Raw genomic sequence first — 15,210 nt, forward strand, 5'->3', positions numbered from 1 at the left:
GTTGTCGAACCTTACATCGAGAGAAACAATGACAATTCATCAGAACCTGATCGCCGGCGAGTGGAATGGCGCAGCCGGCACCAACAATATCAACCCATCCGATACCAACGAGGTTGTCGGCATCTATGCCGCCGCCACGGCGGATGACGTGGCCAATGCCATCTCGGCGGCAAAGGCAGCCTTTCCGGCCTGGTCCCGCTCCGGCATACTCGAGCGCCACGCCATTCTCAGGAAAGCCAGCGACGAAATCCTGGCCCGCAAGGAGGAGCTCGCTGCCCTGCTGGCGCGCGAGGAAGGCAAGACGCTTCCTGAGGCAATCGGCGAAACCATCCGCGCTGCGCAGATATTTGACTTTTTCGCAGGCGAGGCGCTGCGTCTGGCGGGCGAGGTCCTGCCGTCGGTTCGCCCGAACATCGGCGTGGAGATCACGCGCGATCCGCTCGGCGTCATCGGCATCATCACGCCCTGGAATTTTCCGATCGCGATCCCGGCCTGGAAGATCGCCCCAGCACTCTGCTACGGCAACACCATTGTTTTCAAACCCGCCGATCTCGTTCCCGGTTGCTCATGGGCTATCGTCGATATTCTCCATCGGGCCGGCCTGCCGAAGGGCGTGCTTAACCTAGTCATGGGCAAGGGTTCCGTCGTTGGACAGGCCATGCTGGATAGCCCTGTCCTGTCGGGGATAACCTTCACCGGCTCCGTCGGAACGGGCAAACGTGTTGCACTTGCTTCCGTCGAGCATAACCGCAAGTACCAGCTGGAGATGGGCGGCAAGAACCCGATGGTGGTGCTCGATGATGCGGACCTGACGGTCGCCGTCGAGGCCGCCGCCAATTCCGCCTTTTTCTCGACGGGCCAGCGCTGCACGGCCTCTTCCCGCCTGATCGTCACCGAAGGTATCCATGACAGGTTCGTCGCGGCGCTGACCGAACGGCTGAAAGGACTGAATGTCGACAACGCGATGAAAGCGGGCACCCATATCGGGCCCGTCGTCGACGAGAAGCAACTGAAGACCGATCTGGATTACATCGCCATCGGCAAGCAGGAGGGTGCAAAACTGGCATTCGGGGGCGAGGTCCTCAGCCGCGACACGCCCGGCTTCTACCTTCAGCCGACACTGTTCACCGAAGCCACGAGCACGATGCGTATCTCCCGCGAGGAGATCTTCGGTCCCGTTGCAGCGGTCATCCGTGTCAAGGATTACGACGAAGCGCTGGCCACGGCGAACGACACGTCCTTCGGCCTGTCGGCGGGCATCGCAACCACCAGCCTAAAACATGCGACGCACTTCAAGCGCAATTCCGAGGCCGGGATGGTGATGGTGAACCTGCCGACGGCAGGCGTCGATTTCCACGTGCCCTTCGGTGGCCGCAAAGGCTCCTCCTTCGGCTCGCGCGAGCAGGGTCGCTATGCCAGCGAGTTCTTCACCACCGTAAAGACTGCCTACACCCTCGCCTGAGGCGCGGAGACGTCATGCTGCCCCGGGAGGAGTTAAGGAAAATGCAATCGAAAACGGACACTGGTGCATCGGATCCACCTATCCTGGCCCTGCGCGGCATAGAGAAATCGTTCGGCCCGGTCTCGGTGCTGAAGGGCGTCGATTTCGACGTCCGTGCCGGTGAGGTCCATGCTCTCATGGGCGAGAACGGTGCCGGAAAATCGACGATGATCCGCATCATGTCCGGCGCCCACCAGCCGAGTGCCGGCGATGTGCTGCTGGACGGGGAGATCACGCGCTTCGGCCAACCACGTGCCGCCCAGGTGGCCGGCATATCGGTGGTGCATCAGGAGCTATTGCTGTTTCCGGCGCTGACAGTGACGGAAAACATCTTCCTCGGCCACGCGCCGAAGACGGCCCTGGGGCTGCTGGATCGGCGCGCCATGCGCGACCGTGCAAAAGCACTGCTTGCCAGACTCGATTGCCCTGAACTCGACATCGACGCCCGGGTCGAAACCCTTTCAGTTGCCAACCGGCAGCGCGTCGAGATCGCTCGTGCGCTGTCGCGCAATGCCCGTGTGCTGGTCATGGATGAGCCGACGGCAGCCCTTGCCGAGGCCGATGTAGTGCGGCTGCTGGATGTGGTGCGTGCGCTGCAGAAGGATGGCGTCGGGATTGTATATGTCAGCCACCGCATGGACGAGGTTTTCCGTATATCGGACCGTGTCACGGTTCTCCGCGACGGCAAAACTGTGGCCTCCAAGCCGATCGCTGAGGTCACGGAAGCAAGCCTGGTTTCGGCCATGGTCGGTCGCGAGATCAGCCAGCTGTTTCCGAAGGAAACCGTGCCTTTTGGTGCGTCGGTGCTGGAACTGGAGGGGCTATCCTGTACGGGTCGCGTCGAGAATGTCAGCTTTAATGTGCGGGCCGGCGAGATACTCGGAATTGCCGGACTGGTCGGCTCCGGTCGGACCGAGCTTGCCGAAACCGTCTTCGGCATCTCCCCGGCGTCATCCGGCGTGATCAGGATCGACGGGCAGCCGGTGACTGTCGGGAGTGTCAGGCAGGCGATCGACAACGGCATCGCCTACGTGCCGGAGGATCGGGCCCAGCATGGCTTGGTAAAGAAGCAGACCATCCGCGACAACATCGCCATCACCGTCATCGACAAGCTGACCAATGGCTGGCTGGTCGATACGCGCAAGGAGCATTCGCTGGCGAGCGATGCGATCGCAAGATTTGCCGTGCGGACGCGGGGCCCATCGCAGGTCGTCGGTGAACTCTCCGGCGGCAACCAGCAGAAGGTCGTCATCGCCAAATGGCTGGCAAGCAAGCCGAAGGTCCTCATCCTCGACGAACCGACGCGCGGCGTCGACGTCGGCGCCAAATCCGAAATCCACAAACTCATGGTGCAGCTGGCCCGCGAGGGCATGGCGATTGTCATGATTTCAAGCGAACTCCCCGAGGTGATCGGCATGAGCGACCGGATCGTGGTGATGAACGCCCATCGCATGGTGGCGATTATCGATCGCAATGAGGCGACGCCCGAAACCGTAGGTGCTGCAATGATGAGGGGACATGCCGCATGAAGCGTCTTTCACTCGCCAGGATTTTCAACCAGGAGGTTCTTCTGGCCGTCGCGGTCGTCTCGCTGCTGGCTTTGGTCGGCCTCAACAACCCGCGATTCATGGCGTCCAACAACCTCTCCACCATCTTTGTCGGCAATGCATATATCGCGGTTGCCGCCATAGGCATGTCTCTGGTGATCATTTCCGGCCATATCGATGTGTCTATCGGCGCGCTGATCGGCGTGCTGGCGACGATTTCCGGGCTTCTGGTGACCCATGGCTACCCGGTCTGGTTTTCTTGGCTGGCGCCGATTGCCGTCGGATGCCTGATCAACACCGCCCTCGGTATCCTCATAGGCTATATGCGGGTCCCCTCCATCATCGCGACGCTAGGGATGCTCTCCATCCTGCGGGGGCTGCTGATCACCGTCACCGGTGGCGCCTGGATCTCCGGCCTCCCGCCTGCCTTCCAGCTGGCCCAGTTTAAACTGATGGGCATCCCCTCGCCAATTCTCTTCATGGTGATCCTCACGCTGCTGGTCGCCTTTGCCATGCGGACAACAGCGTTTGGCCGGGCTATCTATGCAGTCGGCGGCAATCCTGACGCGGCAGAGGCAGTCGGCATTTCGCACCGCGCCATGACCGTCAAGGTGTTTGCCATTCATGGTGTTTTCGCCGGCATAGCCGCCATTCTCTTTGCCACCCAGCTGCAGGTCATCCAGTCCACGGTCCCCAATGGCCTCGAGCTGGTGATCATATCGGCGGCTGTCGTCGGGGGCGTCTCCATCCTGGGCGGCATCGGTACCGTAACAGGTGCGACGCTGGCCGCGATCCTGTTTGCCACGATTGGCTCGTCGCTGATCTTTCTGAATGTCTCGGCCTACTGGCTCCGCGCGGTGCAGGGGGCACTGATCCTTGCGACAGTGCTCGCTGACGTGGCGCGTCGCCAACGTTCACGTTGATGGAGAAAGTCATGAATTTTCGCTTCCTCTATCGTCACGAGACGATCCTTTTCATCATTCTCGTCTGCGTCATGGCGACGCTGTCCTTCTATAACGATCGCTTCCTGACGACTGCCAATCTCCTGAACCAGGGTCGCCTGATGACGGAGGTTGGCCTGATCGTGGTCGCCATGACCCTCGTCATCATCACCGGTGGCATCGATCTGTCCGTCGGTTCGACCGTCGGTCTTTCGGCGATCCTGGTGGGTGTCTTCTGGAAGGCAGGGGTGCCGCTGCCGCTGGCCGCTTTCCTGTCCATCCTCGTCGGCGTTGCCGGCGGCATCGCGAATGGCGTCGTCATCACCCGGTTCCGGGTGCCGCCTCTGATCGCGACCCTTGCCACCCTTGCGCTCTACCGCGGGCTCGCGGAAGGCATCAGCCAGGCGCAGTCCGTGCGCGGCTATCCGGCTTGGTTCCTGAGCATAGGCCAGGGTTACCTGCTGGGCGTCCCGACGCAGCTCTGGCTTCTAGCCATCAGCGCCGGCATTGGCATCTTCGTCCTGCGCTTCACGGCCATCGGCCGAAAGATCTATGCGATCGGCAACAACGAGGCTGCAGCCCGCTACTCGGGCGTCGATGCCGCCCGGATCAAGCTCTGGATCTACGCCAGTTCCGGTCTGCTTTCCAGCATTGCCGCCATCGTCTTCGTCAGCCGGGTTTCGACGACCCGCTCCGACATGGGCACCGGCCTCGAGCTGGATGCCATCACGGCGGTGGTGCTGGGAGGCACTTCGATCTTCGGCGGGCGCGGGTCGATCCTGGGGTCGCTGTTGGGGCTGATCCTGATCCAGGTTCTGAAAAACGGCCTGTCGCTGTCCGGCGTTAAGGGCGACGGCACCATCGTCGTCATCGGCGTGGTGCTGATCCTGGCCGTTCTCGTCTCGAATTTCGTCAGCCGCTTTTCGAACGACTGACATCCAAGGGTACGACCCCGCGGGGGCTACAACGATCTGAAACAGGAGGAGTTTTCATGCGATCGATTATCACCGCACTTCATGCCAGCGCATTTTGCCTCACCAGCATGCTGCCGCTCGCAGTCCATGCGCAGCAGTCGGATTGGACGGGCGGGGATGGAGCGCCGACCAACCCGCTGGCCTGCGATGCGACGGCTGCATCCGTCGATCCCGGCCAGTATGACGGCGGCAGCCCGACTGGCGCGCCTGACCGCAAGGGCAAGCCTTTGAAGGTCGTCGACGTGCCGAAGCTCGTCGGCATCGGCTATTTCATGTCCAGCGCTGCCGGCGCACAGGCGAGCGCCAAGGAAATCGGCAACATGACCGTGACGACCGATGGTCCGACCAAGGCCAACATCGACGAGCAGATCACCTTCATCGACAACTACATCACCAGCGGCGTCGACGGCATCATGCTCTCGGCCAACGATCCCGTCGCGGTCGCGCCTGTCCTTCAAAAAGCGCTGGCCGCCGGCATCAACGTCGTGACCTACGACGCCGATGCCGAGCACGATGCGCGCCAGTGGTTCATCAATCCGGCAACGGCTAACGGCGTCGCCAAGACGCTGATCGACCAGCTGGCCCAGCAGATCGGTGAAGACGGCAGTTTCGCTATCGTCACCTCGACCTTTACCACGCCGAACCAGGCGCGCTGGATCAGCGAAATGTCCGCCTATGCCGCAAAGTGCCATCCGAAGATCAAGTTCCTGGAAACCGTCGAAGCTCAGGAAGACAACATCCTGTCCTTCAACCAGGCGCAGACGCTGATCAACAAGTACGGCGACGAACTCAATGGCATCGTCGGCATGACCAGCGTGGCAACGCCTGCAGCGTCCGAAGCCGTGCATCAGAACAATCTCTGCGGCAAGGTCTCGGTCGTCGGCTTGGCGCTGCCCAATGCCATGAAGCCCTACATTACAAGCGGTTGCGTCAAGTCGGCCGTTCTGTGGAGCACGGACGACATGGGCTACGCCGCTGCGACCGCGCTTCGGGCGCTGGCTGACGGGACCCTCAAGCCCGGCGACAAGACCTTCAAGGCCGGAAAGCTCGGCGACCTGCAGATCGCCAACAAGAGCGAGATCCTGCTCGGTGCGCCGAAGGTCTTCACCAAGGATAATATTGCAAGCTTCAATTTCTGATGTGACCTTTCGGCGGCTCGGGAAATCCGGGCCGCCTTTTCCCGTTGAGCATGAAGGAATATCCAATGACCGAGGCCATCCCTGGAGTCGCCATTTTTGTTGCCAAGCCAGGCCACGAGGCGGAAGTCGAACGCCTGCTGAAAACGCTTGTGACTCCCAGCAGGGGCGAGGCGGGAGCGACCTACTACAATCTTCACAGGGATCGGGAAAATCTGCGTCGCTTCGTCTTCACAGAGGAGTGGGAAAGCCAAGCCGCACTGGACGCACATGTTGCTTCCAAGCATGTCGCGGAAGTGTTCAAGGTTCTGCAGGTTATGCGCGAGAGCTCGCAGATATTTGAACTAACGGTGTTGGAGCCCTGACAATTTCAGGCGATTGCCAGATTGGCGTCGTAATTTTGAAATGCGTTCAGCTTCTTTCTGAGCTGGACCGCAACGTCGACGGTTCATATCCCATCAAGGCGTATAGAACTCGGTCCCGTATTGCGACCTATCCTTTCAAGCGTTATACTGTTTTTGAAAAACAGTATAACGCCGGAATCGAGCTTATGAAATCCGTCGACCTCATGTACCAGACTATGCTCGCCGAGCTAGGTCAGCGCTCGCTCGACGCCGCTTGGACGGCTGATTTCCCTCCAGAGGGTCGATTTACGCCCGCGAACATCAAGGGACGCAAGTATTGGTATTTCGACATCCCGGATGGACACGGTAGTACAAAACGTCGCTATGTTGGTCCTGCTGACGATCCGGATATAACACAACGCGTATCTGATCATAAGCGAGACAAGGACGACCTACGCGCTCGCAGGCGGTTGGTAAATACCCTGACCCGCGAAGGTGGGATGATTTCCCCCGACGCCATGTCGGGCGACATTGTCGAAGCTCTTGCCGATGGGGGGCTCTTTCGACTCCGTGGCGTTCTCATCGGCACGGTGGCCTTTCAATGCTATTCAGGGCTGCTGGGCGTGCGCCTTCCAATGGCTGCCATACTGACCGGAGATGCGGACATCGCTCAGGATTATGCCATCAGTCGAGAGGTTGAAGATAGTCTGCCTCCGATCGTGGAGTTGCTGCAGGGCGTCGACGCCAGTTTCCGGCCCGTTCCACATAGATCGGGATCAGGGGCCGCGTCAGCGTTTCAGAATGCCGACGGCTACAGGGTTGAGTTCCTGACATCGAACCGTGGCTCGGACGACTACGTCGATCAGCCGGCGAAGATGCCTGCTCTTGGCGGTGCCAGCGCGGATCCACTACGCTTTCTCGACTTTCTCATCAGGGAACCGGTAAGGACAATCCTGCTCCACCGAAGCGGCATCCCAGTCGTTGTCCCTGATCCGGCTCGGTATGCGGTCCATAAGCTCATCGTCGCCAGCCGTCGGCACACTGACGGGCAAGGGCCAGCGAAGCGCGAGAAGGACATTCGCCAGGCCGCGCTGCTTTTTGAGGCGCTGCAGCAGACCAGGCGATCCGCCGACTTGGCTCTCGTCTACAACGAAGCATTGCAGCGCGGCCCTGCGTGGCAGGACGCTATCCGAATTGGAGCGGGGATGCTGCCAGCACCAGATGCAGACCGGTTCAAAACGGTCCTAATCGACGGCGCAAAGAAAAATCGCGAAGAAATTGAACTTCCGTTTGGCGAATAGATGTACTTGAATTGAATGCCAAGCTGCTGATCTCGTTGGACGTCGCTCAGACAAATAGGGTGCCGAGAGTCCGATTACGCTCACGAGCTTAAAAACGTCTGAGATAGGCGAACCCAAAATCTACGAACCGTGTCTGCGATTGGGGCAGGCCCCAAGAGGTGACATGCCGACAAGGCTTAGCCCGTGCGGTTCTTTGGCCTGCTTCAACCTGTATGACGTTGTAAGTTTCGCTGGGCTTTTTGTAACTGTCGTCAGCCGATTGAAAAGTCAGTGACCTACTCAGCGGCCACCGGAGTCGTTACCGAGCGGCGTTGAACAAGCAGACTGGCCTCATCGACGGCCTGATCCACACGCGCGCTGACGCCGGGGGAGGGTACACCCTCTACGAAATCCCGGCTTGACGCATAGATGGCCGTCGGAGTTACGAAAGCCTCGAAGACAGCGAAGAGGGGCCGGAGTTGATGCTCCACCATCAATGAGTGGCGGTCCCCTCCACCGGTTGAGCTTCTTTCTGGCAGTGAAGCACACGATGCTTGGTTTCGGACCAAGGTACTAGAAGCATTGAACGATACTAGACCGGATTTATCGGATGACGAGGTCGAGGCGCACTTTGCCACACGTCGAGCGGCGGCCCGTCTTAAAGCTGGTTTGCCAAAAACATGAAACTGACTTGGTCTGCGTTTGCGTTGTCGGATCGCGACGCTATTTTCACATACATCGAGGCAGACAATCCTGCAGCAGCCATACCGCAGCAAAGCGTCGATTGATACATTCTTAATACGATCGTTCATGGGCATGCCCTGAAGAAAAATTCACAACGACCTCTTCGGCTTGATATCAGCCCGTCTTGATTGCGTCTACGGCCAGGTTCTTTAGCGGTTCCGGCGATATGGTAATCAAATCCCGTGGAGCGCTGGCTTGAGCAGACACCCTTACACTCACCCTATTTCCGGTGGCAGGAGGTCCAGCCATTCCCCAACAGCGGGACCCTCAAGTTGCATCAGCCAATACAGTGCTGTCAGGCACAAGTTCACAAGGGGTCGGTACTCAACAAGCCTTTAGAGAAACAGTGATGCGAATGATCATTGATGTGAAAGGAGTAGGCTTCCCGGTTTGTGAAGGCAAGCAAGCACCGCGGCGAGAAATGTCCCAACAAAGGCAGCATTCGACGCAAGCTAACATCGCTGCCAGAATAACATTTTAGCCGTTCGTTGACTCGATGGTGTTACCATAGACGAATTTGAGGCTCTGCTCGAGGCGAGGAATGTCGATACTAAATACTATGGGCGTGCGTTCGCGCATGGTGGCGTTGATCACTGCGACCATTACGCCATTTCTGGCGCTGATCGCTGCGGGCATTATTTTCTCCTACAGCGAGGCGGATAAAGCCACCCGGCGCAACGTGGCACTCGATGCAGAACTCGGTGCTGCAAAATTCTCTCGAGTTTTCCGGGATGCCAAGGTGGTCCTAGGCACCCTTAGAGGCATGCCGCTCCTGCAGGCAAGCGACCGCCTCCGCTGCGACAGTTTCATCCAGAAGGTTTTAGCTGGCCAGCCAATGTTCATAACCATGGGCGTGCTAGACGCGACGGGTAAGATTGTTTGCCACAACAAAGCGGGGACGGAAGGTCAGTTTGGCGATATGGACCTCGCGTTGCGCATTGCACAGGCCGGTCCTGACGAGCTACTTGTCGGGCGTTTTATGATAGGACCGATCAGTAAGAAGCCGACAGTTGCGGTCGCGATGCGTCTCCCTGCGACGTCGAGCGGCGAACAGCTTTCTATATTCGGTGCACTCAATCTCGACGCGTTCTACAACATCGCTCAAGCTATCGCAGGAGAAACGAACCACACCGTAGCTTTAATCGAGCCTTCCAATCAGCGGGTTCTCGTCCGCTGGCCAGCAATCGTTCCGTTTGGAACCGAATTTTCCAACCACCCACTTATTAAGGCCATCGCGGATCAGCCTAGAGGCGGCACCACGTTCTCAGTTGGCTTTGACAATGTTCATCGCTTCTTTGGCTTTGCGCCGGTTGCTGACGCGACAGGAAGCTCACTGACAGTCTCCTTGGGCCAGCCTGAGGCCGATGCATTCGCGGCGGTTCAGGGAAGAGCAAGTTGGTCAATTATCCTCGCTGTCGTTGCGCTCATCACCGCGATTTTACTGTCTGCATTTATTGCCTATTACACACAACTTAGACCACTTATGAGGCTGGTTCAAAAATCTGAGCGCCTTGGTGAGGGTGAGTTTTCTAGCCGAGTGGTAATGGAGGACTGGCAGGCGCAAGAGTTTCGCAGTCTTGCGACAAGCTTGAATGAAACGGCAGCAAAGCTGCGAGCGGCCCAAGACGTCGAGCGCCGCTTTCGACTCGTTGCTGAAAACACCGCCGATATGATCACAGCAGTTGATCTTGCTGGCCGCCGCACCTTCGTATCCGGCGCGTCCCGTGACGTTTTAGGCTATGAGCCGAATGAATTGATCGGCGGTGCCCCCTTAGACCTGGTCTTTGAGGAAGATCGCGAGCGTGTGCGAGAGCTGTTCCGACGGACGCGTGACAACGCCAGCGGTGGCTCGGAGCAGTACCGTGTCATCCGAAAAGATGGAAAGCTTCTGTGGGTTGAGGTAAGCGGGCGAAGGATGTTTGACGAAAGTGGCTTGGTCTTCACAATGCGCAATATCTCCAAGAGAAAGGCGATTGAAGCTGAGCTGGAAACTGTCAATCAACAACTCTCCAGATTGGCGATAACTGACGAGCTGACCGGCATTAACAATCGTCGCGAGCTCAACCGCCTTATTGAATTTGAGGCGACGCGGAGCGCGAGAGAGGGCACACCACTTTCAGTCATTCTCATCGACGTCGATCATTTTAAGGCGTTTAACGACGTGTATGGCCACGTGGAAGGCGATCGTTGCCTGAAGGAGATTGCCTCTGCAATTTCCGGCGCTATTCGCCGACCAGCCGATAGCTGCGCCCGGTATGGAGGCGAGGAATTCTGCGTGCTCCTGCCGAACACCGACGCCTCCGGTGCTCTACACTGTGCGGAGGTCATCAGGGCAGCTGTGTCATCATTGAACATAACCCACACCGGACATGAGCAAGGGCACATCACGATCAGCCTCGGTGTCACCACTGCTCTAGGCGAAGCTGGACAGGAGGCACTGTTTCAATCTGCCGATCAGGCATTGTACATAGCAAAAGCCACTGGTCGCGATCGGGTTTCTGCGACGGTCATGAGCATGATGGCCGAGACGATCAAAATGGAACTGACATCGGCTTAGCCTGACCACGGCTCTTCAGATGAAACATTTAGAAAGCCAAGTCAATTGCTGCAGCTACGACCAGCTTGGCCGGGCCGACCGCATCTATAGATTTCATTCAACTGGAGTGAAGCGAGTGTCGTAGACGTGGTGAAGAGGAGCCCTTCGGGTCGGATCAGAGTTTTGTGGTTCGATTCCTTTCAAGAGCTTCACCTCCGCAGCTATTCTCAGTCGGCTTTTGCCAGCCGCCGGATCGTCTGCGGCGGTTGTCCGTATTGGCGCATGAATGCATCGCGCATTCGCCTTAAATCAACGAAACCGCTTTCCTGCGCAATCTTCTCCATGGGATGACGGGTCTCCTCGATCATAAGGCGAGCGGCCTCAAGGCGGATTTGCTCGACGGCCTTGGCGGGCGTCTGGCCGGTTTCCGCATGGAACGCCCGGCTGAACTGGCGAGGCGAGAGGGCCGCAACCTCGGCCAGTTCCTCCACGGTCAAAGGGTTGGCGAGATGGGTCTTCGCATGGATCAACGTCTTTTGAATGCGGTCACTGCTGGGTGAAAGTTGAAGCAATTCAGAATGCTGCGTCTGGCCGCCGGCGCGGCGATGATGCATTACAAGTCTTCGGGCGATAGCGCTTGCCACGTCACGTCCCAGATCTTTCTCGATCAATGCCACGGCTAGGTCCAGGCCCGCAGTCAGGCCGGCCGATGTCCAGACCGGTCCCTCGTTGATGAAGATGCGGTCGTCCTCAACCCGCACATTTGGAAAGGCCCTGCGCATCTCCTTGGCATAGGACCAGTGGGTGGTGGCGCGCCGACCGTCGAGAAAGCCCATCTGCCCCAGCAGAAACGATCCGGTGCAGAGCCCCGCGACCCGTCGCGATCCCTTGGCCAAATCGCGTAACGTCGCAAGAGTCGCCTCATCCTGCTGCGGAGGGGGGACGAGACCCGCGAGAAGAAGCAGCGTATCCACCTGTCCCACATCGTCGAGCCTGGTCGTTGGCACGGAAAAACCGCTGGATGACATGACAGGTCCGCCTTCGACCGAGGTGATCGAAAGGGTGTAATAAGTTTCATCCCTCAACACATTGGCCAGCTCGAAAGCCGCTTGCACGCCGAGCGCCAGAAACTGGAAGCCCGGCGTCAGTACCATGGAAACGTGAGGCATTCGGCCCTCCAAACTCTATGTCCGAAAAACGTAGTTTATACGTCATATCGGACAAATGTCATTTGGTCCATAACGTCCTTGTCGAAGGCGATGGCGCTTTCTCCACAAACAAGGAACAGACCGATGACCACCAAGGGAACTGCACTCATCACCGGCGCCTCCACCGGCATCGGCGCGATTTATGCCGACCGTCTTGCCGCGCGCGGCTACGACCTGATCCTCGTTGCCCGTAACAGGGACAAGCTTCAGATGCTTGCCTCGGCGATCTCGGACAAGACGAACCGTGCCGTCGAAGTGCTTGCCGCCGATCTGGGCAACGTCGCCGATCTTGCGGGCGTTGAGAAGGTGCTGCGCGAAGACGCCAGCATCACGGCGCTGGTCAACAATGCCGGTATTGGCACCCACACGATGCTGCTGGAAAGCGATGTCGATCGCATGGAAGCAATGGTGCGCCTCAACGTGACCGCCTTGATGCGCCTGACCTACGCGGCAGTGCCCGGCTTCGTAGCGCGCGGCGGCGGCACGGTGATCAATATCGCCTCGATCGTGGCGGTTGCGCCGGAACTGCTCAACGGCGTCTACGGCGGGACAAAGGCTTTCGTCCAGGCGTTCACAACTTCGCTCAACCACGAACTTTCAGGCCGCGGCATCCGCGCCCAGGCTGTTCTGCCCGGCGCGACACGGACCGATTTCTGGGCTCTCGGCGGCCTGCCGGTCGAGCATCTTCCCGCCGAAATCGTGATGCAGGCGGAAGACATGGTCGATGCCGCGCTTGCCGGGCTCGATCAGGGCGAAACCAGCACAATCCCCGCGCTTCGGGATATCGATTTGTGGAACGCCTATGAGGCGGCACGTCTCGCCCTCGGCCCACAGCTCTCCGACACCCGGCCGGCCCCGCGCTTCACGACGGCAGCCTGAACGCGTCGAACCCTCTCCAGAATGAAGGATTGATCCTATGAAACTAACTGGCAATACCATCTTCATCACCGGCGGCACGAGCGGTATCGGACGCGGCCTTGCGGAAGCTCTCCATCGCCTCGGCAACAAGGTGATCATCTCCGGGCGGCGTACCGCGTTGCTGGACGAAGTGACCTCAGCCAACCCCGGCATGGCGGCGATCACGCTAGATGTGTCTAGCCTCGACAGCATCCAGTCCGCCGCGCGGCAACTGATCGAAAGCTATCCCGACCTCAATGTGGTGTTCAACAATGCCGGCTTCATGCCCTTTGACGATGTTTCTGGCCCGGTTGACGACGCCGTCGCGCAGGACCTGATCGCCACCAACCTGCTCGGACCCATCCGTGTGACCTCGGTGCTGATCGAACATCTGAAGACGAGGCCAGAGGCAACCGTGTTGTACACTAGCAGCGTGCTTGCCTTCGTTCCGATCGCTACAAATGCGATCTATTCGGCGACGAAGGCGGCACTCCATTCGTTCGCCCTGTCGCAGCGTTTTCAGCTTCGCGACACCAGCGTTCGCGTGCAGGAAATCGCTCCGCCATGGGTGGACACCGATCTGATATACAAAAGCGGTGATCCGCGCGCCATGCCGCTACCAGATTTTATCGAGCAGACGCTCGCCGCGCTTGGCACGGATGCGCCCGAAGTGATCGTCGACGCCATCAAGCCCCTGCGCGACAATCCGGGCGCGAAAGAACATGGCTTCTTTGAAGCGTTCAATCGCAGCATCGTCGATAACCCGATCCCCGTCGGTGCCTGAAAAAAAGGCCGATGTCGCTTGATCCGATCGACATCGGCCAAAATCTGTCGGTCAGGCATGACTTCACAGAAAAATGCCGCCGTCTAAAAAATTACTTGGCCAACATATCCTTGAGGGCCATTGTATTGTCTTTTCGAACTGAACTGGTTGAGACAGGTTTGTTTCTGTTGCCCCAGAACATGGAGGAAAAGGGCCTAGCACCGTAGACACCACTGTTTTCGGGATTTAGGAGGCGAATTTCTGAATGTCCGACGATAGGTCCCCAACGGCGGTCACGCATGTCGGATTTGACGGCGGTTGTGGGTCGGCGCTCGTAAGCGGGTTATAATATACGTAAGCCGACATGTTCCCCGAGATGAACTGTGTGATATTTCAACCATTTTTGGCGTGTATGTCCGTTGCCTTCCTCAGGAAGTCGAGAAATTTGCGCATTCCCGCTCCGATATGGCGGTGTCTCGGATAGTAAAGGCAGAGGCCAGGATAGGGCGGCGTCCACTCCGCTAGCACCTGCCTAAGTCTCCCGTCGGAGAGTGCGTCAGCCGCCATCCACCGCGTCACATAGGCAAGCCCGCAACCGTCCAGTGCCGCCGCGAGAAGAAGTCTGGACTGGTCAACGACCAGGTTTCCGGTCGTCGATACGACGACCTCCTCGGCGCGGCGCTGAAACTCCCAGCGATAGATCGACCCGCCCGCCAAGCGGAGTTGGACGCATTGGTGAAGTGCTAGGTCGGACGGACTCTCCACGGGTGGCGCATTGTCGAGATAGGCGGGCGACGCCACGACGATATGCTGCTGTTCCGGACCGATCGGGATGGCAACCATCTCTCCAGGAACCAGTTCGGCCGCGCGGATGCCGCAGTCGAAACCTCCTTCAGCGATATCGACCAGTCTTCCCTCGGACCGGATCTCAAACCGCATTGCCGGCTGCAGCTTCATGAAGCGGGTCAGCAGCGGCATCAGCACTTGCTCGGCGGCGTTGGCGTCGCAGTTGATCCGAACAAGCTCGGACGGCGAGGCGGCCTGTTCGTGCAGTTCCTCAACGGCCAGTCCTATTTCCCCGATCGCGGGCAAAAGCCGCTCTGCAAGCCTTCGGCCCGGTTCAGTCAGCGATACGTTCCGCGTCGAACGGTGGAAGAGCTTTACCTTGAGACGCTTCTCCAGTCCGGCGACTGCGTGACTTAGTGCCGACGGCGTCTGGCCCAGAACTCGGGACGCAGCGCGAAAACCTCCGTGCTCGGCGACGGCAAGGAAGGCCGCTAGCTCGCCAGGAGGGAGCAAGCCCACTGTTCGAATTATCTCATCATTGCGTATAACGGTG

At 58.9% G+C, this 15,210-nt stretch carries 12 protein-coding genes and 3 pseudogenes; 12 read left to right on the top strand and 3 right to left on the bottom strand.

From position 1 onward, the window contains the following. Window positions 1-28 precede the first annotated feature (28 nt). From QZ869_RS21370 to QZ869_RS21400, 7 genes are all read left to right on the top strand, one after another. Window positions 29-1,462: an aldehyde dehydrogenase family protein gene (locus tag QZ869_RS21370; RefSeq protein ID WP_296037470.1), complete on the top strand. Its 1,434-nt coding sequence runs from the start codon at window positions 29-31 to the stop codon at window positions 1,460-1,462. Window positions 1,463-1,503: 41 nt separating this feature from the next. Further along, window positions 1,504-3,030 (top strand): sugar ABC transporter ATP-binding protein, encoded by a 1,527-nt coding sequence (locus tag QZ869_RS21375; protein WP_296107229.1) that lies wholly within the window; start codon window positions 1,504-1,506, stop codon window positions 3,028-3,030. Continuing rightward, entirely contained in the window at window positions 3,027-3,971 is a 945-nt protein-coding gene (locus QZ869_RS21380) for an ABC transporter permease (RefSeq protein ID WP_296037476.1), read from the top strand. The genes QZ869_RS21375 and QZ869_RS21380 overlap by 4 nt, the downstream gene beginning before the upstream one ends. 11 nt (window positions 3,972-3,982) lie before the next feature. Then, a complete protein-coding gene (locus tag QZ869_RS21385; protein ID WP_296107232.1) occupies window positions 3,983-4,924 on the top strand; it encodes an ABC transporter permease in 942 nt (313 codons plus the stop codon). A 56-nt stretch (window positions 4,925-4,980) separates the two neighbouring features. Then, window positions 4,981-6,102: a substrate-binding domain-containing protein gene (locus tag QZ869_RS21390; protein ID WP_296107235.1), complete on the top strand. Its 1,122-nt coding sequence runs from the start codon at window positions 4,981-4,983 to the stop codon at window positions 6,100-6,102. A 65-nt stretch (window positions 6,103-6,167) separates the two neighbouring features. Continuing rightward, on the top strand, window positions 6,168-6,464 hold the full coding sequence (locus QZ869_RS21395; protein WP_296107238.1) for a putative quinol monooxygenase: 297 nt from the start codon (window positions 6,168-6,170) through the stop codon (window positions 6,462-6,464). Window positions 6,465-6,649: 185 nt separating this feature from the next. After that, entirely contained in the window at window positions 6,650-7,744 is a 1,095-nt protein-coding gene (locus tag QZ869_RS21400) for a GSU2403 family nucleotidyltransferase fold protein (protein ID WP_296107255.1), read from the top strand. Between the two features lie 275 nt (window positions 7,745-8,019). Here QZ869_RS21400 and QZ869_RS21405 read toward each other — a convergent pair. Next, window positions 8,020-8,250, bottom strand: a pseudogene (locus QZ869_RS21405) (FMN reductase); the annotation flags it as partial. Between QZ869_RS21405 and QZ869_RS21410 the strand changes: the two are divergent. The 3 genes and pseudogenes from QZ869_RS21410 to QZ869_RS21415 form a co-directional block, all read left to right on the top strand. Continuing rightward, window positions 8,240-8,407 (top strand): annotated as a pseudogene (locus QZ869_RS21410) (type II toxin-antitoxin system RelB/DinJ family antitoxin); the annotation flags it as partial. The pseudogenes QZ869_RS21405 and QZ869_RS21410 sit on opposite strands and share 11 nt — an antisense overlap. Next, window positions 8,404-8,490 (top strand): annotated as a pseudogene (locus tag QZ869_RS21825) (type II toxin-antitoxin system mRNA interferase toxin, RelE/StbE family); the annotation flags it as partial. The pseudogenes QZ869_RS21410 and QZ869_RS21825, both read left to right, overlap by 4 nt. 518 nt (window positions 8,491-9,008) lie before the next feature. Beyond that, complete coding sequence (locus QZ869_RS21415) at window positions 9,009-11,024, top strand: diguanylate cyclase (RefSeq protein WP_296107243.1); 2,016 nt, start codon at window positions 9,009-9,011, stop codon at window positions 11,022-11,024. Between the two features lie 206 nt (window positions 11,025-11,230). Here the strand turns inward: QZ869_RS21415 and QZ869_RS21420 are convergent, their stop codons facing one another. Then, window positions 11,231-12,172: a GlxA family transcriptional regulator gene (locus QZ869_RS21420; RefSeq protein WP_296107245.1), complete on the bottom strand. Its 942-nt coding sequence runs from the start codon at window positions 12,170-12,172 to the stop codon at window positions 11,231-11,233. A 123-nt stretch (window positions 12,173-12,295) separates the two neighbouring features. Here QZ869_RS21420 and QZ869_RS21425 point away from each other — a divergent pair, with 123 nt between their 5' ends. Beyond that, the gene (locus tag QZ869_RS21425) at window positions 12,296-13,090 is read left to right on the top strand and encodes an SDR family oxidoreductase (protein WP_296107247.1); all 795 of its coding nucleotides are present in this window, start codon (window positions 12,296-12,298) and stop codon (window positions 13,088-13,090) included. Window positions 13,091-13,127: 37 nt separating this feature from the next. After that, entirely contained in the window at window positions 13,128-13,892 is a 765-nt protein-coding gene (locus QZ869_RS21430; RefSeq protein WP_296107250.1) for an SDR family oxidoreductase, read from the top strand. A gap of 372 nt (window positions 13,893-14,264) precedes the next feature. Here QZ869_RS21430 and QZ869_RS21435 read toward each other — a convergent pair. Continuing rightward, the coding region (locus tag QZ869_RS21435; protein ID WP_296107253.1) for a LysR family transcriptional regulator at window positions 14,265-15,210 on the bottom strand (946 nt) is incomplete at its 5' end.

Origin of the sequence: uncultured Agrobacterium sp. (assembly GCF_913777885.1) — a bacterium.
In the GTDB taxonomy this organism is placed as follows: domain Bacteria; phylum Pseudomonadota; class Alphaproteobacteria; order Rhizobiales; family Rhizobiaceae; genus Agrobacterium.

What these genes read in the sequence shown, in the direction of transcription:
- QZ869_RS21380 (WP_296037476.1), top strand. Translation starts at nt 3,027, where the DNA reads ATGAAGCGTCTTTCACTCGCCAGGATTTTCAACCAGGAGGTTCTTCTG.
- QZ869_RS21370 (WP_296037470.1), top strand. Translation starts at nt 29, where the DNA reads ATGACAATTCATCAGAACCTGATCGCCGGCGAGTGGAATGGCGCAGCC.
- QZ869_RS21425 (WP_296107247.1), top strand. Translation starts at nt 12,296, where the DNA reads ATGACCACCAAGGGAACTGCACTCATCACCGGCGCCTCCACCGGCATC.
- QZ869_RS21390 (WP_296107235.1), top strand. Translation starts at nt 4,981, where the DNA reads ATGCGATCGATTATCACCGCACTTCATGCCAGCGCATTTTGCCTCACC.
- QZ869_RS21375 (WP_296107229.1), top strand. Translation starts at nt 1,504, where the DNA reads ATGCAATCGAAAACGGACACTGGTGCATCGGATCCACCTATCCTGGCC.
- QZ869_RS21400 (WP_296107255.1), top strand. Translation starts at nt 6,650, where the DNA reads ATGAAATCCGTCGACCTCATGTACCAGACTATGCTCGCCGAGCTAGGT.
- QZ869_RS21420 (WP_296107245.1), bottom strand. Translation starts at nt 12,172, where the DNA reads ATGCCTCACGTTTCCATGGTACTGACGCCGGGCTTCCAGTTTCTGGCG.
- QZ869_RS21395 (WP_296107238.1), top strand. Translation starts at nt 6,168, where the DNA reads ATGACCGAGGCCATCCCTGGAGTCGCCATTTTTGTTGCCAAGCCAGGC.
- QZ869_RS21430 (WP_296107250.1), top strand. Translation starts at nt 13,128, where the DNA reads ATGAAACTAACTGGCAATACCATCTTCATCACCGGCGGCACGAGCGGT.
- QZ869_RS21385 (WP_296107232.1), top strand. Translation starts at nt 3,983, where the DNA reads ATGAATTTTCGCTTCCTCTATCGTCACGAGACGATCCTTTTCATCATT.
- QZ869_RS21415 (WP_296107243.1), top strand. Translation starts at nt 9,009, where the DNA reads ATGTCGATACTAAATACTATGGGCGTGCGTTCGCGCATGGTGGCGTTG.